This window comes from Pseudomonas borbori, from assembly GCF_900115555.1.
Lineage (GTDB): Bacteria > Pseudomonadota > Gammaproteobacteria > Pseudomonadales > Pseudomonadaceae > Aquipseudomonas > Aquipseudomonas borbori.
Map to the genome: position 1 here is coordinate 1 of NZ_FOWX01000018.1, position 19,013 is coordinate 19,013.

Sequence of the window (19,013 nt, forward strand, 5' to 3'; positions counted from 1 at the left end):
GCCGTCGAGCAGCAGCTGGCCGCTGGCGAGCAGCGCCGCGATGCGTGGCTCGATCTGCGCCGGGTCGATCTGGTCCGGCCAGTCGCCCATCAGGCCCATGATCACCGCCCGGTCGCTGCCGTGACCGACCCCGGTGGCCGACAGCGAGCCATACAGGCGCACTTCCACGCGCCGCACCCGCGCCAGCAGGCGCCGCTCGCGCAGCGCGCCGACAAACAGCGCGGCGGCGCGCATGGGGCCGACGGTATGCGAGCTGGAAGGCCCGATACCGATCTTGAACAAATCGAACACACTGATAGCCATAGCCGACTCCTAAAGCGTTTGCACGCCCCGGGGCGCGCGATGCGAAGGATTGTCGGCTGCTGCACATGGCTAAAACTGTCTAACGTCGACCCTAAAGTGTTCAGAGTCGCCATACCGAAACAGCGCACCGGCATGGGCTTTGCGCTGGCGCCCCGATTGCGCCGCGGCGCCCTGCAACTTTCGGCCTATCCCCCCGGCGCCCTCGCTGTGCTTAGATAGGCCGACTTGCCCCGCGCACAAGGATGGCCATGCCCCTTCGCACCCTGCTGCTGACCACCCTGGCCATGCTCGCCTTTGCCGGCAACTCGCTGCTCTGCCGCCTGGCGCTGAAGGACACCGAGATCGACGCCGCCAGTTTCACCAGCCTGCGTCTCGCCTCCGGCGCCCTGACCCTGTGGCTGTTGCTGCGCCTGCGCCGCGGCGATGGCGCGCTGGCCGGCAGTTGGTCCGGCGCCGCCGCGCTGTTCGCCTATGCCGCGGGGTTTTCCTTCGCCTATGTCAGCCTGGATGCCGGGGTCGGCGCGCTGCTGCTGTTCGGCGCTGTGCAGGTGAGCATGCTGCTATGGGGGCTGTACCGCGGCGAGCGCTTCACCACGCCGACCGCGACCGGCCTGCTGCTGGCCCTGGGCGGCCTGTTCGCCCTGCTGCTGCCCGGCGCCAGCGCGCCGGCACTCGGCGGCTCCCTGCTGATGCTGGTGGCCGGCGCGGCCTGGGGCGTCTACTCGCTGCTCGGCCGTGGCGGCGGCGACCCGTTGGCGGTCACCGCCGGCAACTTCCTGCGGGCCACGCCGTTGGCGCTGCTGGCCAGCGCGCTGCTGCTCAGTCAGGCCAGCTGGGATGGCCCCGGGCTGCTCTACGCCCTGCTCTCCGGCGCACTGACCTCGGGCATCGGCTACGCCGTCTGGTACACCGCCCTGCGCGGCTTGAAGGCGTTCCAGGCCGCCACCGTGCAACTCAGCGTGCCGATCATTGCCGCCCTGGCCGGCAGCCTGCTGCTCGATGAAGCCTTGAGCCTGCGACTGATCCTGAGTTCGCTGGCCGTGCTCGGCGGCATCGCCGTGGTGCTGAGCGCCAAACAGCGCGGCTGAAGCCAGCCCACAAGGAGGCGCTGGGCGATCTGCACAGACAGTCGCCAATAGGGCTAACCTGACGACAACAGGCCGTGCCTCGAGCAAAAGCCGCGGTACCGCTGCCTTCCATTGCGTCCCGTCCCTAATCGGAAGCCTCGCCATGCAGAATCCCCGTCCACTGTTTAGCCTCCTGCTGCGTATCCTCGCCTGCGGCCTGCTGCTCGGCCTCAGCGCCTGCAGCACCCTGGGCCAGCGCGACCCGTTGCATATCGACCTGGTCGGCCTGGAGCCGCTGCCGGGCGAAGGACTGGAAATGCGCTTCGCGGTGAAGCTGCGGATCCAGAACCCCAATGACGGTGCCATCGATTACAACGGCGTGGCCCTGCAGCTCGACATCAACCAGCAACCGCTGGCCAGCGGGGTGAGCAACCAGAGCGGCCAGGTGCCGCGCTTCGGCGAAACCGTGATCAGCGTGCCGGTGAGCATTTCCGCCTATTCGGTGATGCGCCAGGCCTGGGGCGTCAGTGGCTATAAACCGGGCCAGGACCTGCCCTACGCACTGCGCGGCAAACTGGCCGGCGGCCTGTTCGGCACCCGGCGCTTCAGCGACTCGGGCACCTTGAACTGGCCCGCGCCGGCGAACGCTCCGCCGAGGCCCTGACAACCACCCCCTAAACGGAGGGCGTGCAGGAGTAAGCGCCATGCAAATTGCCAACGGCGACCCGAAGTCAACCGCCACCCACCTGCAGGCCCTGCACCAGCAGGGTTTCGCCCTGCTTCCCGGGGTGCTGGATGCGCGCCAGATCACGCAGCTGCGCGCGGCCATCGACCGCCTCACGCCGCAGCACTGGGACTACTCCGGCCTGCTCGACCACTACAAGTGCGTGTTCAACCGCGATCCGTTCTGGCTGGCCTACCTCGACCAGCCGGGCGTGATCGAACTGGCCGAGGCCGCCCTCGGCGCCGATTGCCACATCATTGGCCAGACGGCCTGGCGCAGCCACCCCGGTTGCGTCGGCAGCGAACTGCACCTGGACTACCTGGTGATGGAGTTGCCGGAAGCATTGCTGGCCGGCCCGGCCTTCGAGCTGCCGATGCAGATCTGCACGGTGCATTTCTACCTCGACGACATCGATGCGGACCTCTGCCCGACCCGGGTGATTCCCGGCAGCCACCGCGCCGGGCGCAAGCCGCGGGCGGGCGAAAGCCAGTGGCAGGGTGTGCCGGCACAGGCGCTGCTGTGCCGCGCCGGCGATGTGCTGATGTTTCGCAGCGAGCTGTGGCATGCCGGCAGCCCCAACTGCACGGCGGACCGCACGCGCTACCTGCTGCAGGTGCATTACGGCCGGCGCATGGTCGCGCAGAAGTTCTCACCCTACCTGAGCTGGCGCTTCGCCCCCGCGGTGCTGGCCGCCTGCACCCCGCGCCAGCGCCGGCTGCTGGGCGAGCACGCAGAGGCGGAGTACGACTGAGCGGCGGTGAAAAAGATCCCCCTGCGGCGAAACTGGTCACTTGCGCCAACCGAGCAGCCGTTTTGCAGCCCGGATGTCATCCGGGGAGTCTGGCCGACGACAAGCGCCGCGGTTTTACACAAGCTTTACATCGACGGCGGGAGATTCTCGTCGGCCTGCCAGTCGAATGTTGTAACCGGCGCCTGCCGTCGATTTGCAGGAGATCCGCTCATGATTGCGCGTATTCCTTTACTTGCGGTGCTTGTAGCCAGCCTGGCACTGGCAGGCGAGGCATCGGCACGGGGTTCCGATCGCAATGCCGTGATTGCCGGTGCGGTCGTCGGGGCCGTGGTCGGTGGCGCTATCGTCGCCGGTAGCCGCTATGACCGCCCGCCGGTGTATGTCGAAATCGGCGCGCCGCCACCACGGGTCTACTACGAGTCCTATCCGCGCTACTACCATCCGCCTCCCGTGTACTACCGGCCCTATTCGGTGGTGGTAGAACCGCGCTACCAGTACCGCTCGGGCCACAAGTTCCGCCACTACAACAAGCATCACTACCGCAAGCATCACTACCGCAATGATCGCTACCGCAAGCACCATCGCTATAACCGCGGTTATTACGCGCCACGCTGGTAGCGCTGCCTATGTGCCCTGCGCGGGGCAGAAACCGGTTCGGCTGACAGGCTGCGCGGGCGCATGCGCTCAAATCCACGGCAAAACCCTATATAATCTGCGGCTTTCCATAATCCTGACCTCAAGGACCCGCCGTGAGCACTCTGCCCGCCTGCCCCAAATGCAATTCCGAATTCACCTATGAAGACGGCCAACTGCTGATCTGCCCGGAATGCGCCCACGAGTGGTCCGCCGATGCCGCAAGCGACGCCGCGGCAGAGGGCGACAAGGTGATCAAGGACTCGGTCGGCAACGTGCTGCAGGATGGCGACACCATCACCGTGATCAAGGACCTCAAGGTCAAGGGCTCCTCGCTGGTGGTCAAGGTCGGCACCAAGGTCAAGGGCATCCGCCTGTGCGACGGCGACCACGACATCGACTGCAAGATCGACGGCATCGGCGCCATGAAGCTCAAATCCGAGTTCGTGCGCAAGGTCTGACCGAGCGAGCGTTCCCACCGCCACGTGGGAACGCCCAGGCAGGGTGCGCGCACTGATCGGCCTCACCACCGCGCACCCAACAAACCCGAAAAACCCTCGTCCTAGAGCCTTTAGCAGGCCCATGGCCAGCTCTTGCGGTCCTATCATGCGCAGCTTTTTGCCCAGAGCCCCGCATGCCGCGCCTGATCGCCCTGTTCTGCCTGCTGTTCGCCGTCCCCGCCAACGCCGACGCCCCGCCAAACTTCGCCGCCGCCAAGAAAATCGCCTGGCGGCTTTACGCCGAACGCCCGAGCACCTTCTATTGCGGCTGCGCCTACCACGGCAAGCAGGTCGACCTGGCCAGTTGCGGCTATCAGGTGCGCAAGCAACCACGCCGCGCGCAGCGCCTGGAATGGGAACACGTGGTGCCGGCCTGGGTGATCGGCCACCAGCGCCAGTGCTGGCAACAAGGCGGGCGCAAGAACTGCACGCGCAGCGACCCGCTGTTCAAGGCCGCCGAAGCCGACCTGCACAACCTGGTGCCGAGCATCGGCGAAGTGAATGGCGACCGCTCCAACTACGCCCTCGGCATGCTCGGCGAAAAACCGCGGCAGTACGGCGCCTGCCCCATGGTGGTCAACTTCAAGCAGAAAACCGCCATGCCCCCCGAACCGGTCCGCGGTGCCTCGGCGCGCATCTACCTGTACATGGCCGACCACTACCAGCTGCGCCTGTCCAGGCTTGACCGGCGCACCTACGAGGCCTGGCACCGCCAGTACCCGGTCAGCGAGTGGGAACGCTGGCGCAACCAGAAAGTCGGCTGCGTCATGGGCCACGGCAATCCCTACATCGGCGCCGTCGACCAGGGCCGTTGCCCGGCGCTGCGCCGCGCCGGCGACACCCGCCGCACCAGCGGCTGACGCCAGAGCGGGCGGCTTTTGTAGGATGGTGCGGGCCGCGTAGGCTTGAGCGCAGCGATAGCCATCAAGCTCTACATCAGGGCTGCAACTGCTGCAGATAAGCGGCCAGGGCGCCGATCTGTGCGTCGCTGAGGTCGGCGGCGATCGACATCATCACCGAGCCGGCGCGGCTCGGATCCTTGTCGCGAAAACGGGTCAGCGCCTTGCGCAGGTACTCGGCCGGCTGGCCGGCCAGGCGCGGGGTGTTGTCGCGGCCCTCGGCATGCACGCCGTGGCAGCCGGTGCAGAGGGTCTTGAAGGTCACCTCGCCCAGCTGCTGCAACGCCGCATCGACCGGCTCGGTATGCGCCAGCAGCTTTTGCCGAGCGAAGTAGATGGCCACGTTGACCCGGTCTTCCAGGCTCAGGTTCGGCGCCAGCTGGGACATCACGTAATCCTTGCGCTCGCCGCTGGCGAACTTCTCGAAGGCGGTGAACAGATACACCGGATTCTGCTCGGCCAGGTTGGGAATGTACGGCCGCTTGCTGTTGCCGTCCTTGCCGTGGCAATTGGCGCAGAAGCGGATGCGCTCCTGACCGGCGGCAAAGGCCTGCTCGCGCAGTGCGGGATCGGCGTTGAGCTGGGTGAAGCGCTGCATGGCTGCATCGCTGGCCTGGGCCAGGCTGGCGATGCAACAGAAGCACACAAGGGCGAGTACGCGCATGGCGGGAGACCTTTGCCTGGTTATCTCGAGAGGACGGGAAATCAAGGCGGCGACTATAGGCGTAACGACTCGAGCGTACCCCGGCGCAGGTCAAGCAAATGGCAGATTGCGGGCTATCGCCATCCGCTGCAGCGGGTCTGACATCGCTGCATGCGGCTGCCCATGGCCGCGCCCCAGGTGCACACGAAAAGGCTATGTACCAGTAGTTGTTGCGTTCAGGCTTCGGCGTTTAAGCGTGAGGGATCTGACCTCGTAGGGTGCGCCGTGCGCACCAGCGCTGGCTGCAGAGAATTGGTGCGCACGGCGCACCCTACTATTGCGACCCTTGCAAGCAGGGCCACGCTTCCCCGAACGCCCCATGCAACACCTAATTGGTACATAGCATCGAAAAAGCCCCGGTGCGGGGCTTTCTGTTTACAGCCTCGATGCTGTTACCGACCCAGAGGCCCCGACGAGCCTCGATCTTGAATCCACCCAGACGGCCGCATCACCACGGCCTCAAACCAGAATCAGGTTATCCCGATGGATCAACTCGGGCTCGTCGACGTAACCGAGCAACCGCTCGATGGCATCCGACGACTGACCGATGATCTTTTGCGCCTCGAGCGCACTGTAGTTGGCCAGGCCACGGGCGATTTCTCGTCCATCCGGATCGACACAAACCACCATTTCGCCACGCCGGAAGCTACCCTGGAGCGCCTTGACCCCGACCGGCAACAGGCTCTTGCGCCCCGTTGCCAGGGCCTTGACCGCCCCCGCATCCAGCACCAGGGTGCCGCGGGTCTGCAGATGCCCGGCCAGCCACTGCTTGCGCGCCGCCAGCAAGCCACGCTCGGGCGCCAACAACGTACCCAGGTGCTCGCCAGCCTTGAGTCGCGCCAGCACCTGCTCGATGGCGCCACCGACGATCACCGTATGGGCGCCGGAACGCGCCGCCAGCCGTGCGGCGCGCAGCTTGGTCTGCATGCCGCCACGCCCCAGGGCGCCACCCACGCCACCGGCCACGGCATCCAGCGCCGGGTCGTCGGCGCGCGCCTCGTGAATCAATTCGGCATCGGGGTTATGCCGCGGGTCGGCGTTATACATGCCGTCGCGGTCGGTGAGGATCACCAGCAAATCGGCCTCGACCAGGTTGGCCACCAGCGCCGCCAGGGTATCGTTGTCGCCGAAGCGGATCTCGTCGGTGACCACAGTGTCGTTCTCGTTGATCACCGGAACCACATCCAGCTCGACCAGGGTGCGCAAGGTGCTGCGCGCATTCAGGTAGCGCTTGCGGTCCGACAGATCATCATGGGTCAGGAGAATCTGCGCGGTGCGCCGCGCATGCTCAGCGAAACTCGACTCCCAGGCCTGAATCAGCACCATCTGACCAATGGCAGCCGCCGCCTGCAGCTCATGCATGGCCTTCGGCCGGGCGCTCCAGCCAAGGCGGCTCATGCCGGCCGCCACTGCACCGGAGGACACCAGCACCAGTTCCACGCCTTGCTCGCGCAAGGCCACCATCTGCGCGACCCACACCGCCATGGCCGCACGATCCAGACCCCGTCCATCGGCGGTGAGCAATGCACTGCCGATCTTCACCACCCAGCGCCGCGCACTGGTCACCTTGTCACGCATGATCATCCAACCTTAGCCAGAAAGCGCCCAACGAATCACTCGGTGCAAAACAAGAACGCCGCAATCAAGCGGCGTTCAACAGGCTGCTCAATCCCGGACGTAAATGATTTCCGGGCCATCCTCATCATCTTCCTCATCCCAGAAGCTGTCGTCTTCCTCGACATCACCGACCGCCTTGACCCCGCTACGACGCAACGCACGCTTGTCATCCAGCGCCTGCAACTGAGCGCGCGCCTCGTCTTCGATGCGCGTATCCAGCTCGGCCAGCTCGGCGGCAAACTCGGGGCTCTCCTGGATACGCTCGGCGCGCGCCTCGAGGAAATCCATGATGTCGTAGCACAGCTGATCGGTGCCCTGGCGCGCCAGGGCGGAAATCACATAGACCGGACCTTTCCAGTCGATCCGCGCGACGATTTCGGCGACCCGCGCCTCCTGCTCTTCGTCGAGAATCTGGTCGGCCTTGTTCAATACCAGCCAGCGCTCGCGTTCGGCCAGCGAGGGACTGAACTTGGTCAGCTCATCGATGATGGTGGCCGCCGACTCCGCCGGGTCGGTCAGATCCAGTGGCGCCATGTCCACCAGATGCAGCAGCAGACGGGTACGCGCCAGGTGCTTGAGGAAGCGGATACCCAGGCCGGCGCCATCCGAAGCGCCCTCGATCAGGCCGGGAATGTCGGCAACGACGAAGCTCTTGTAGCGGTCGACACTGACCACGCCCAGGTTTGGAATCAGGGTGGTGAACGGGTAATCGGCGACTTTCGGCTTGGCCGCGGACACCGAACGGATAAAGGTGCTCTTGCCGGCATTCGGCAAACCGAGCAGGCCGACATCGGCCAGCACCTTCAATTCCAGCTTGAGGTCGCGCGCATCGCCCGGCTTGCCCGGCGTGGTCTGCCGCGGCGCACGGTTGGTGCTGGACTTGAAGCGGGTGTTGCCCAGGCCATGCCAGCCGCCCTGGGCGACCAGCAGACGCTGACCGGCCCGAACCAGATCGCCAATCACTTCCTGGGTACCCGCATCGATCACGGTGGTACCAATCGGCACCGGCAGGATCAGATCCTCACCCTTGGCTCCCGTGCAATCAGTGCTACCACCCTTGTCACCATTCGGCGCCTGGAAGCGACGGGTATAGCGGTAGTCCACCAGGGTATTGAGGTTGGCAAAAGCCTCGATATAAATCGAGCCGCCATCACCACCATCGCCACCGTTGGGACCACCGTTTTCGATGAACTTCTCACGACGGAAGCTCATCATGCCGTTACCACCATCACCGGCCTTTACAGAAATCGATACTTCATCGACGAATTTCATAGGTACGCCTCCCGCAATCAAGCGGGTTATCTAAGAACCGGTTCAACGTCTGCTGCGCGTCGGCCCTGCTGCGTTAAAAGCAGGGCTCTAGCTCGCGAGACCTTGAATAGGTTCTAACGAGAAAACCAGGTTCTTGCAAAATTGACCTGCATTCAAATCGAACGCTACGCCCAGGACAGTTTGGCAAGAACCCCAAGAATACAGAAACAAAAAAGCCCCGTCGCAAGGACGGGGCTTTTCCAGCAGTCGCGCGATTAAGCCGCAACGACGCTCACGTAACGGCGGTTGAACGCGCCTTTTACTTCGAACTTGATCACGCCTTCGATTTTCGCGAAGAGGGTGTGATCCTTACCCATGCCGACGCCGTAACCGGCGTGGAACTGGGTGCCGCGCTGACGCACGATGATGTTGCCAGGAATGATTTTCTGGCCGCCATACATCTTCACGCCAAGGCGTTTGGCTTCTGAGTCGCGACCGTTGCGGGTACTACCGCCAGCTTTTTTGTGTGCCATGAGTTCAATACTCCTATAGAGGGATTAGACCGAAACGAATCAGGCCTGAATACCGGTGATTTTGATCTCGGTGTACCACTGACGGTGGCCCTGACGCTTCATATGGTGCTTACGACGGCGGAACTTGATGATGGTGACCTTGTCGTGACGGCCTTGTGCAACGACCTCGGCCACAACCTTGGCACCTTCAACAACCGGAGCGCCGATTTGCACGTCGTCGCCGTTGCCGACCAACAACACGCGATCGAAAGTAATGGCCTCGCCAGTGGCGAGTTCAAGCTTTTCGACCTTGAGGAATTCGCCTTCGGTGACCTTGTATTGCTTGCCACCAGTAACAATCACTGCGTACATGGTAAATCTCCGTTAATCCTGCTCACCCAGCGCTTTATAGAAAGAGTTATTGGCTGGCATGGCTGCTCGGGGCCGGATAAGACACCCTCGCAATTGCGTAAGTCAGGGAAATACCCAGGGGGGAAGTTCAGGGTGCGCGATTGTACGCAAGCCACCGCCACGACGCAAGGCCCTCGACCACTCGCCTTGACAGCCCCTACCCCGCCCCCTAGCATGCCGCGCAACCTTTGAGGAGCACGTGCCGCTGATGCAACCCCAGGCTTTCTACCAAGTGGTGGCGGATGACTTTACCGCCGTCGACGGCATCATCCGCCAACAACTCGTCTCGCGCGTGCCGCTGGTGGGGAAGATCGGCGACTATATCATTTCCGCCGGCGGCAAACGCCTGCGTCCGCTGCTGGTGCTGCTCAGCGGCAAGGCCCTGGGCCTGCAAGGCGACGACCTGCGCCTGCTCGCCGCCACCATCGAGTTCCTGCATACCGCCACCCTGCTGCACGACGACGTGGTCGACATGTCCGACATGCGCCGCGGCCGCAGCACCGCCAATGCCCAGTGGGGCAACGCCCCCAGCGTGCTGGTCGGCGACTTCCTCTATTCGCGCTCCTTCGAGATGATGGTCGAACTCGGTTCGATGCCGGTGATGAAGATTCTCTCCCGCGCCACCCGGGTCATCGCCGAGGGCGAAGTGCTGCAACTGTCGAAGATTCGCGACGCCAGCACCAGCGAAGAAACCTACATGGAAGTCATCCGCGGCAAGACCGCGATGCTGTTCGAGGCCTCGACCCATAGCGCGGCGGCCCTGGCCGGTGCCTCGGCCGAGCAGACCGAAGCCTTGCGCATCTTCGGCGATCACCTCGGCGTGGCTTTCCAGCTGGTCGACGACCTGCTCGACTACCGCGGCGATGCCACGACCCTGGGCAAGAATGTCGGCGACGACCTGGCCGAGGGCAAACCGACCCTGCCACTGATCTATACCATGCGCGAAGGCACCGCCGAACAGGCCGCCCTGGTGCGCCAGGCGATCCAGAAAGGCGGTATCGAGAACCTCGAAAGCATTCGCAACGCCGTCGAAGTCGCTGGCGCCCTGGACTATACCGCCCGGCAAGCCCGCGACTATGCCGAGCGCGCCATCGCCTGCCTGGACGCCCTGCCCGCCAGCGAATACCGCGACGCCCTGGTCGAACTGAGCCGCTTCGCCGTCGCCCGCACGCACTGAGAGGCGGCAAAAAGACCTCGCCTACCGCGATAATGCTGTTCGCTCAAGCCAGGCGAGCAGCATTGTTTCGCAGCCCGGATGCAGCCCGGGAAAGCCTGCCACCAGAAAAACCGCTCCCGGATTGCGCTGCGAGCAGGCTGCGGATTTCGGTGCACGGCAACAACCGCCAACCTTGCGCCACGCCGGTGAACCACCGCGCCCGGCCTGCGGCGAACGACACGGGCGCGCAAGAACCGCGGCATATCCCACCACTCAATCGATCCCCAGCTTCTTCAGCCGGTAGCGCATCGAGCGGAAGCTCAGGCCCAGGCGTTGGGCGGCGGCGGTGCGGTTCCAGCGGGTTTCTTCGAGGGCTTGCATGATCAGCTTGCGCTCGATGTCTTCCAGGTGGTCTTCCAGGTTGTCGATCTGCGCCAGGCTGGCGTCGCCGTTCTCGCTGGAGCCGCAGGCGTCGGCCAGGCGCAGGTCGGCGGCGGTGATCTGGTCGTCTTCGCACAGGGTGTAGGCGCGTTCGAGCATGTTCTCCAGTTCGCGCACGTTGCCGGGGAAGCGATAGTTCTTGAGCTTGTCCAGGGCGTCGGTGGCGAGTCTGGCCGGACTCAGGCCGGGGCCTTCGGCCAGGCGTTTGAGCATCACCTCGGTCAGTTGGGCGATGTCTTCGCGACGCTCGCGCAGTGGCGGTACGCGCAGTTCGATGACGTTCAGACGGTAGTAGAGATCCTGGCGGAAGCGTCCGGCGGCGACCTCGGCGGCCAGGTCCTTGTGGGTGGCGCAGAGGATGCGCACATCGACCACCAGTTCCTGCTGGCCGCCGACCGCGCGTACGGCTTTCTCCTGAATCGAGCGCAGCAGCTTGACCTGCATCGGCAAGGGCAGATCGGCAACTTCGTCGAGAAACAGGGTGCCGCCATTGGCCGCCTGGAACAGCCCCTGCTTGTCTTCGATGGCGCCGGTGAAGCTGCCCTTCTTGTGGCCGAAGAATTCGCTCTCCATCAGCTCCGACGGGATCGCGCCGCAGTTCACCGGCACGAACGGCTGTTCGCTGCGCCCGCCCTGTTCGTGGATCAGGCGGGCGACCAGTTCCTTGCCGCTGCCGGATTCGCCGCTGATATACACCGGTGCCTGGCTGCGCGCGAGTTTGAGGATCTGCTTGCGCAGCGCCTTCATCGGCGGCGACTCGCCGAGCAGGCGGCTGTCGACCGGCAGCTCTTCGCTGTCCGTCGGGCGCAGGCGCAGGGCGGTGGCCACCAGCTCGCGCAGGCGGCCGAGGTCGACCGGCTTGGTCAGGAAGTCGAAGGCGCCGGCTTTCAGCGCATTGATCGCGGTGTCCAGGCTGCCGTAGGCGGTGATCATCGCCACCGGCACCTGGGGATGGCGCTGGAGGATGTGCTGCACCAGGTCCAGGCCGGTGCCGTCGGGCAGGCGCATGTCGGTCAGGCACAGGTCGAACGGCTCCTTGGCCAGCCATTCGCGCGCTTCCTTGACGTTGCGGGCGCTGCGGGTGTCGAGCTTCATGCGGCCCAGGGTGATTTCCAGGAGTTCGCGGATATCGGGCTCATCGTCGACGATCAGGGCTCTCTGGCGGGTCATGGTCAGCTCAGTTTGCGTGGATGGGCGAAGGTGATGCGAAAGCAGCTGCCGCCGCCTTCACGGGGTTTGTAGTCGAGTCGGGCCTGGTTGCTTTCGCACAGCTCGCGGGAAATATACAGGCCCAGGCCGGTGCCCTTGTTTTCCGTGGTGAAGAACGGCTCGAAGATGTGCTGCAGTTGCTCGGGCGCCACACCCGGGCCGTCGTCGAGTACTTCCAGCACCGGCAGGTCGCTGCTCTCGTCGCGGAACAGTTTCAGCCAGACTTGCCCTCGCGGATGGTTGTGCGCGCTGTAGCGCAGGCCGTTTTGCACCAGATTGGTCAGCACCTGGGTCAGCTGGTGGGGGTCCATGCGGGTTTGCACGGTGCCGCTCTGGGTCTCCAGGTGAAGCGTCTGCCCTGGCGCCGCAGAGCCGCGGAACTCGCTGGCGAAGCGGTGCAGCCAGTATTTCAGGTCCAGCAGCTGCGGCTCGGCCTGGCGTCGGCGCGACAGCTGCAGGACGTTCTCGATTACCAGGTTCATCCGCCGCGAATGATCCTGGATGATCTGCGCCAGGCGCTGGTCTGGGCCTTGCAGGTCTTCCGACTCCTGCAGCAGTTGCGCGGCATGGCTGATCGCGCCGAGCGGGTTGCGGATCTCGTGGGCGATGCCGGCGGTCAGGCGGCCGAGCGAGGCGAGCTTGAGCTGCTGGGCCTGCTGGGCGATCTGCGAGATGTCGTCGAGAAACACCAGGGTGTGGCGCTCTTCGCTGCGCTGCAGGGCGATGAAGCTCGGTTGCAGCACCGGGCCATCGGCGAAGGCCTGCAGGCTCGAGGGGCGCAGGGTCGGGTTGTGCCGCCATTGCTGCAGGCGCTTGACCAGCTCCGGGCAGTGCGGGTCGAGAATCTTGCCGGCCAACGCGTCGCGGCCGAGCAGGTGCAGCGCACCCTGGTTGGCCAGCAGTACCCGATGTTGCTCGTCGAGCACCAGGATGCCGGTGCGCATGCGCTGCAGGATCAGGGCGTTGAGGGCTTCCAGGCTGGCGACATCGGCCGCGCGCTGTTCGGCCAGGCTTTCGCTGTCCTGCAGGCGCCGGGTCAGCCCCTGCAGGAGCAGGGCGGCGGCGAAACACAGGGCGCCGAGCGCCCCGGCCTGCACGTATTGGGCACTGGCTTCCGTGCGGCTGAGGCTGAGGTAGAAGGTCAGGTAGATCAGGCCCATGGCGGCCACGGCGGCGATCAGCAGGCCGATGCGTCCGCGCAGCAGGATGTTGGCGATGGCCACCGCAACGATCAGCAGGTTGCCGATCCCGCTGGGTGTTCCGCCTGCCGCGTAGAACAGTGCGGACAGCAGGATCACGTCGACCAGGGCCAGACTGAATATCTGTGCCAGGTGCTTGGGCCGCTGCACCAGCACGGCCACCAGGATATTCAGGATCAGGTAGAACCAGCTGCCATAGCGAAACAGCTCGGCGTGGGCCAGCTTGAGCAGCTGAGCATCCATGTCGCTGGAAATCAGCAGCACCAGCACCAGGCCGATGGCCAGGCGATACAGGTGGTAGAGCCGCAGCACGCGGCGGCCCTGGACTCCGCTGAGGGCTAGGGCTTCAGCGCTCACCAGGTTTCGGCCCTTGCTCGAGATGGGCCTGGCTGCAATACCACTGGTCGGCCTTGGTCAAGGCCTCGTCACGGGGCAGATAAACCCCGCAATGGGCGCAGCGCACCATGGGCGCGGGGCTTTGCCGGTGCTGTTCGGAGCGGCGCGCGGGGCGGGTAAAGCGCCGCCAGAGCCAGAAGGCGGCGGCGATAATGGCTATCCAGAACAGCAGGCGGAACAGGCCCATAGCGCTCTCTTGTTGTTGGAAATGCGGGTTGTTGGAAGGCAGCTTATTGGAAAGCCTGGCAGTTTAGCCAAGGATGTGGCGCCAGCACAGCGGCTATTCTGCCGCCTGGTTGGCAACAGTCATCGGTTCGCCCCCCCGGATCGGGCAGAGAGCGATACCCATCAAGCGGTTGCCCAGCCGCCAGTTTTTCGCGCTCGCAACATGCTTGTCAGACTGTTAAACCCTATGCTGAGTGTTGAACGATGCAATGTTACGCCTGAGCCGTCGGGCTCAGTCGAACGAGGGACTTATGTGGTGGAGGCAGTCATGAGCCAAACCCTGAGAGTCGTGATGGCCCAACTGAATTTGCGCGTTGGCGATGTGCACGGCAACGTCGAGAGCATCATCGAGGCGGCCTGCAATGCCCGTGATCAGTGGCTGGCGGATGTCATCGTGCTCCCCGAACTGGCGCTGTGCGGCTATCCGCCGGAGGATCTGCTGCTGCGCTCGAGCATGCAGCGGCGCATCGAACAGGGCTTGCAGCGCCTGCAAGATGAAGTGCGCGGCATCTATCTGGTGGTCGGCTTTCCCTGGCTGGAGGATGAACTGCGCTACAACGCCTGCGCGGTGATCGCCGACGGCCAATTGCTGGCCCGCTACTACAAGCAGAAATTGCCGAATTACCGGGTATTCGACGAGAAGCGCTATTTCGAGCCCGGCAGCCAGCCCTGCGTGGTCGACATCAAGGGGGCGGCGGTGGCGCTGAGCATCTGCGAGGACATCTGGTTCGCCGAGCCGATGGCCCTGGCCCGTGCCGCCGGGGCGCAGGCGATGCTGTGCCTGAACGCCTCGCCGTTCCATCTGGACAAGCAGCGCGAGCGCGAGGAAACACTGGCCGAGCGCGCGCGCGAAGGGGCGATGCCGATCGTCTACGTCAACCAGGTTGGCGGCCAGGACGAGCTGGTATTCGACGGTGGCAGCTGCGTGGTCGATGCCGACGGCCAGGTCTGTCAGCGCATGGCAGCCTTCACCGAGGGTCTGTACCCGGTCGACCTGGTGTGCGATGGCGAGCGGGTCAGCCCGCGGCCGGCCAACTGCGTGCCACTGCCGGAACTGGAAGCCAGCGTGTATCAGGCGCTGGTCGCAGGCGTACGCGACTATGTCGGCAAGAACGGCTTCAAGGGCGTGCTGCTCGGCTTGTCCGGCGGCATCGACTCGGCCCTGACCCTGGCGGTGGCGGTCGATGCGCTGGGCGCCAAACGGGTCGAAGCGGTGATGATGCCGTACCGCTACACCGCACAGATCAGCCTTGAGGACGCAGAAGCCGAGGCCCGCGCGCTGGGCGTGACCTACCGGGTGCTGCCGATCGCACCCATGGTCGAGGCCTTCATGGGCACCCTGGCCCCGGTGTTCGAGGGCCTACCGCGCGACGCCACCGAGGAAAACCTGCAGGCGCGCTGCCGTGGCACGCTGCTGATGGCCCTCTCCAACAAGCGCGGCTACCTGGTGCTGACCACCGGCAACAAGAGCGAAATGGCGGTCGGCTACGCCACTCTCTATGGCGATATGGCCGGCGGCTTCGATGTGCTCAAGGACGTGCCCAAGACCCTGGTGTTCCGCCTCTGCGAATACCGCAACAGCCGCGGACTGGTGATCCCGCAGCGGGTCATCGACCGGCCGCCCTCGGCCGAACTGGCGCCGGACCAGAAGGACGAGGACTCGCTGCCGCCGTATCCGCTGCTCGACGAAATCCTCAAGTTGTACATCGAGTACGACCTGTCGGCCGATGCGATCATCGCCGAGGGTTTCGATGCGGACACGGTCAAGCGCGTGCTGCGCCTGGTCGATTTGAACGAGTACAAGCGCCGCCAGGCCGCGGTCGGCGTGCGGGTCACCCAGCGCGGCTTCGGCCGCGACCGGCGCTACCCGATCACCTCGGGCTGGCGGATTGGCGATTGAGGCCAAGGCAGGACGTAGGGCGGCTCGGGCGGCGTTCCGTTCGGTGCGCAGCGACAACCCGCCGGATGTGCGCCGCGCCGAAGCAAAGGCTCAGTTGGCCAGCCAGATCAGCGAAGCGAAGCGACCGGTACCGGCGGCGCGGCGGTAGGAGTAGAAGCGCGGGTCGCTGTAGGTGCAGAAACCGCCACCGTAGACGGCCGTAACACCCCGTGCCGCCAGGCGGATACGGGCCAGTTGATAAATATCGGCCATGTAACGATCCGGGTTGACGCTGGCTACGAAGGCTTCGCCGGCCTGCGGATGCACAGCCACGAACGCTTCGCGCACCTCGCCGCCCACTTCGAAGGCTTGCGGGCCAATCGCCGGCCCGAGCCAGACCAGCACGTCCTCCGGCGCCACGGCCAGCGCATCCAGGGTCGCCTCCAGCACGCCGCCAGCCAGCCCGCGCCAACCGGCATGGGCGGCGGCGACGCGGCTGCCGGCACTATCGCAGAACAGCACCGGCAGGCAATCGGCGGTCATCACGGTGCAGGCGACATTCGGCGTGGCGCTCCAGCTGGCGTCGGCTTCAAGCACTTCGCCCGGCTCGGCAGGCACCACGGCAACCCCATGCACCTGGCGCAACCAGGCCGGCCTGCAGCCCAACTGGCTGGTCAGGCGCTGACGGTTCTTGGTCACGGCAACGGGATCGTCCCCGACATGCTCGCCGAGGTTGAAACTGTCGAAGGGCGCAGCACTGATGCCACCGCTACGCGTCGTGATGCAGGCCCTGACCCAGGCGGGCGCCGGCCAGTCTGGCGTCAGCCAGTCATGTGCCCAGCTCACCCGATAAACGCCTCGCGATCCTGACGCAACAGCGTCAGCAACCAGACGAAATCATCCGGCAGCGGCGACTGCCACTTCATGCGCTGCCCGGTAATCGGGTGATCCAGTTCGAGGAAGCGCGCATGCAGGGCCTGGCGCGGGAACTCCTTGAGGCTCTGCACCATGGTCTGGCTGGCCGCCGGCGGGATGCGGAAACGCCCACCATAGACCGGGTCGCCGACCAGTGGATAACCGACATGGCTCATGTGCACGCGAATCTGGTGAGTACGCCCGGTTTCCAGCTTGACCCGCGCATGGGTATGCGAGCGGAAGCGCTCCAGCACCCGGTAATGGCTGACCGCCGGCTTGCCGCCATCGCTGACCGCCATGCGCTGACGCTGCGACGAACTGCGGCCAATGGGCGCGTCGATCTTGCCGCCGGCAGTGATCACGCCGATCACGATGCACTCGTAGATGCGGCTGACCGTGCGCTTTTGCAGTTGATCGACCAGACGCGTCTGCGCCTCGATGGTCTTGGCCACCACCATCAGCCCGGTGGTGTCCTTGTCCAGGCGATGGACGATGCCGCAGCGCGGCACGTTGACGATGTCCGGCACGTGGTGCAGCAAGGCGTTGAGCAGGGTGCCATCGGCATGTCCGGCGGCGGGATGCACGACCAGCCCGGCCGGCTTGTCGATCACCAGGATCTGCTCGTCTTCGTAGACGATATCCAGGGCGATGTCCTGGGCGATCCACTCGCCCTGGGCCTCCTGCTCGGCGCGCAGCGCCAGTAACGCCCCGCCATGCACGATGTCACGCGGGCGTACCACGGCACCATCGACAGTCAGCAGACCCTCTTTGATCCAGGCGGACAGGCGCGAACGCGAGTGCTCGGCGAACAGTTGGGCGGCGACTTGGTCGAGGCGTTGACCGCCCATATCAGTGGGCACCTCGGCGTTCAGTTCAATGGTCTGCTTATTAATAGAGGACATGCTCGGCAACGGTGGGGGACCTGAGGGTCAGTTGATGTTTCAGTGCACGCCGATTGCCGCGACCAATCAGGCCAGGCAAGGCGTGGGACGCCGCCGAATGATCGCCACAGTGACAAGCCTGGCTGCATTTGCCGCGCAAGCCCGGGGGCGGCGGCCAAAATGCTGCATCAACAGGCCCTACTTTTGGTTTCGGCTACGCGCTTGTGGTTAAATACGGCGTCTTTTGCCCCAGGGTCACCGGGGGCGCTCATCATAACAGGACGGCTTTGCTCAAGACAGCCGCCGTCACAGGGACGCAAGCCGCCATGCAAGTGAGACACCTGCTGCTGATCGCCATCCTCGCCCTTACCGTTGCCTGCTCGTCCAAAGAGGTACTCGACGAGAACCTGAGCGAGACCGAGTTGTACCAGCAGGCGCAAAGCGATCTGGACAACAAGAGTTACACCAGCGCGGTGACCAAGCTCAAGGCTCTGGAGTCGCGTTATCCGTTCGGCCGCTATGCCGAACAGGCCCAGCTGGAGCTGATCTACGCCTACTACAAGAATGCCGAGCCGGAAGCCGCACGATCGGCCGCCGAGCGCTTCATCCGCCTGCATCCGCAGCACCCGAACGTCGACTACGCCTATTACGTCAAGGGCCTGGCCTCTTTCGATCAGGATCGTGGCCTGCTGACGCGCTTCCTGCCGCTGGACATGAGCAAGCGCGACCCCGGAGCCGCCCGCGACTCCTACAACGAGTTCGCCCAACTCACCAGCCGTTACCCGAACAGCCGTTACTCGCCGGATGCCAAGCAGCGCATGATCTACCTGCGCAACCTACTGGCCGCCTATGAAATCCATGTGGCGCACTACTACCTGACCCGCCAGGCGTATGTCGCTGCTGCCAACCGTGGCCGCTATGTGGTGGAAAACTTCCAGGAAACCCCAGCGGTCGGCGACGGCCTGGCGGTGATGACCGAGGCGTACCAGCGCCTGACCCTGGACGACCTGGCCGCGACCAGCCTGGAAACCCTCAAGCTCAACTACCCGGAGCACCCCAGCCTGGTCGATGGTGAGTTCGTGCCACGCGAGGAAGAAGCCGACACCCGCTCCTGGCTGGCCAAGGCCACACTCGGCCTGATCGAAAGCGAAACGCCGCTGCCGCCGGGCGAAACTCGCGCCAGCCAGGACGTGGTGCGCCAGTACGAGGACGCCGAAGAGCAGATACCCGACGAGTTGAAGCCCAAGGCCGAAGAAGCCAGCAAGCAGGACCGCTCCTGGTTCAGCCGCATCACCTTCGGCCTGTTCGACTGAATCGCGGAAACACCTCGACAGCGAACGC

20 protein-coding genes are annotated in these 19,013 nt (G+C 64.9%); 9 read left to right on the top strand and 11 right to left on the bottom strand.

What is annotated here, in order from left to right:
- Positions 1-303: serine dehydratase beta chain (locus BM315_RS14200; RefSeq protein ID WP_280140425.1), on the bottom strand; the 303-nt coding region annotated here is incomplete at its 3' end.
- A gap of 248 nt (positions 304-551) precedes the next feature.
- On the opposite strand from BM315_RS14200, the gene BM315_RS14205 reads away from it, so the two are divergent.
- The 6 genes from BM315_RS14205 to BM315_RS14230 all read left to right on the top strand — a co-directional run bounded on the left by BM315_RS14205 (position 552) and on the right by BM315_RS14230 (position 4,838).
- Positions 552-1,391 (top strand): DMT family transporter, encoded by an 840-nt coding sequence (locus tag BM315_RS14205; protein WP_090502073.1) that lies wholly within the window; start codon positions 552-554, stop codon positions 1,389-1,391.
- A gap of 142 nt (positions 1,392-1,533) precedes the next feature.
- Positions 1,534-2,034: an LEA/WHy family protein gene (locus tag BM315_RS14210; RefSeq protein WP_090502075.1), complete on the top strand. Its 501-nt coding sequence runs from the start codon at positions 1,534-1,536 to the stop codon at positions 2,032-2,034.
- Between the two features lie 40 nt (positions 2,035-2,074).
- Positions 2,075-2,845: a phytanoyl-CoA dioxygenase family protein gene (locus BM315_RS14215; RefSeq protein WP_090502077.1), complete on the top strand. Its 771-nt coding sequence runs from the start codon at positions 2,075-2,077 to the stop codon at positions 2,843-2,845.
- Between the two features lie 210 nt (positions 2,846-3,055).
- On the top strand, positions 3,056-3,463 hold the full coding sequence (locus BM315_RS24840) for a hypothetical protein (protein WP_212632959.1): 408 nt from the start codon (positions 3,056-3,058) through the stop codon (positions 3,461-3,463).
- Between the two features lie 131 nt (positions 3,464-3,594).
- On the top strand, positions 3,595-3,939 hold the full coding sequence (locus BM315_RS14225) for a zinc ribbon domain-containing protein YjdM (RefSeq protein ID WP_090502079.1): 345 nt from the start codon (positions 3,595-3,597) through the stop codon (positions 3,937-3,939).
- A gap of 173 nt (positions 3,940-4,112) precedes the next feature.
- On the top strand, positions 4,113-4,838 hold the full coding sequence (locus tag BM315_RS14230) for an endonuclease (RefSeq protein WP_090502081.1): 726 nt from the start codon (positions 4,113-4,115) through the stop codon (positions 4,836-4,838).
- 76 nt (positions 4,839-4,914) lie between these two features.
- On the opposite strand, the gene BM315_RS14235 is transcribed toward BM315_RS14230, so the two are convergent.
- The 5 genes from BM315_RS14235 to rplU form a co-directional block, all read right to left on the bottom strand.
- Positions 4,915-5,541, bottom strand: a complete 627-nt coding sequence (locus tag BM315_RS14235; RefSeq protein WP_090502083.1) for a c-type cytochrome — start codon at positions 5,539-5,541, stop codon at positions 4,915-4,917.
- A 498-nt stretch (positions 5,542-6,039) separates the two neighbouring features.
- Positions 6,040-7,158, bottom strand: a complete 1,119-nt coding sequence (gene proB / locus BM315_RS14240; protein WP_090502243.1) for a glutamate 5-kinase — start codon at positions 7,156-7,158, stop codon at positions 6,040-6,042.
- A gap of 87 nt (positions 7,159-7,245) precedes the next feature.
- Entirely contained in the window at positions 7,246-8,469 is a 1,224-nt protein-coding gene (gene cgtA, locus BM315_RS14245) for an Obg family GTPase CgtA (RefSeq protein WP_090502084.1), read from the bottom strand.
- A gap of 254 nt (positions 8,470-8,723) precedes the next feature.
- Positions 8,724-8,981 carry a 50S ribosomal protein L27 gene (rpmA, locus tag BM315_RS14250; RefSeq protein ID WP_003176049.1) on the bottom strand — a complete coding sequence of 86 codons (258 nt, stop codon included), beginning with the start codon at positions 8,979-8,981 and terminating at the stop codon, positions 8,724-8,726.
- Between the two features lie 39 nt (positions 8,982-9,020).
- Positions 9,021-9,332, bottom strand: a complete 312-nt coding sequence (rplU, locus tag BM315_RS14255; RefSeq protein ID WP_090502086.1) for a 50S ribosomal protein L21 — start codon at positions 9,330-9,332, stop codon at positions 9,021-9,023.
- Between the two features lie 247 nt (positions 9,333-9,579).
- On the opposite strand from rplU, the gene BM315_RS14260 reads away from it, so the two are divergent.
- Positions 9,580-10,548, top strand: coding sequence for a polyprenyl synthetase family protein (locus tag BM315_RS14260; RefSeq protein WP_090502245.1), 969 nt, complete (start codon positions 9,580-9,582; stop codon positions 10,546-10,548).
- A 252-nt stretch (positions 10,549-10,800) separates the two neighbouring features.
- Here the strand turns inward: BM315_RS14260 and BM315_RS14265 are convergent, their stop codons facing one another.
- The 3 genes from BM315_RS14265 to BM315_RS14275 are packed head-to-tail and all read right to left on the bottom strand — an operon-like array spanning position 10,801 to position 13,959.
- The gene (locus BM315_RS14265) at positions 10,801-12,138 is read right to left on the bottom strand and encodes a sigma-54-dependent transcriptional regulator (protein WP_090502088.1); all 1,338 of its coding nucleotides are present in this window, start codon (positions 12,136-12,138) and stop codon (positions 10,801-10,803) included.
- A gap of 2 nt (positions 12,139-12,140) precedes the next feature.
- Positions 12,141-13,733, bottom strand: a complete 1,593-nt coding sequence (locus BM315_RS14270) for a sensor histidine kinase (RefSeq protein ID WP_090502089.1) — start codon at positions 13,731-13,733, stop codon at positions 12,141-12,143.
- Complete coding sequence (locus BM315_RS14275; RefSeq protein WP_090502092.1) at positions 13,723-13,959, bottom strand: PP0621 family protein; 237 nt, start codon at positions 13,957-13,959, stop codon at positions 13,723-13,725. The genes BM315_RS14270 and BM315_RS14275 overlap by 11 nt, the downstream gene beginning before the upstream one ends.
- A 306-nt stretch (positions 13,960-14,265) precedes the next feature.
- On the opposite strand from BM315_RS14275, the gene BM315_RS14280 reads away from it, so the two are divergent.
- Positions 14,266-15,897, top strand: coding sequence for an NAD+ synthase (locus BM315_RS14280; RefSeq protein ID WP_090502094.1), 1,632 nt, complete (start codon positions 14,266-14,268; stop codon positions 15,895-15,897).
- 90 nt (positions 15,898-15,987) lie between these two features.
- Here the strand turns inward: BM315_RS14280 and pgeF are convergent, their stop codons facing one another.
- Both pgeF and rluD read right to left on the bottom strand, forming a co-directional pair.
- Positions 15,988-16,722, bottom strand: coding sequence for a peptidoglycan editing factor PgeF (pgeF, locus tag BM315_RS14285; RefSeq protein WP_090502096.1), 735 nt, complete (start codon positions 16,720-16,722; stop codon positions 15,988-15,990).
- Positions 16,719-17,693: a 23S rRNA pseudouridine(1911/1915/1917) synthase RluD gene (gene rluD, locus BM315_RS14290; protein WP_090502098.1), complete on the bottom strand. Its 975-nt coding sequence runs from the start codon at positions 17,691-17,693 to the stop codon at positions 16,719-16,721. The genes pgeF and rluD overlap by 4 nt, the downstream gene beginning before the upstream one ends.
- Before the next feature lie 305 nt (positions 17,694-17,998).
- On the opposite strand from rluD, the gene BM315_RS14295 reads away from it, so the two are divergent.
- The gene (locus BM315_RS14295) at positions 17,999-18,985 is read left to right on the top strand and encodes an outer membrane protein assembly factor BamD (RefSeq protein WP_090502100.1); all 987 of its coding nucleotides are present in this window, start codon (positions 17,999-18,001) and stop codon (positions 18,983-18,985) included.
- The last annotated feature ends 28 nt before the right edge of the window (positions 18,986-19,013 follow it).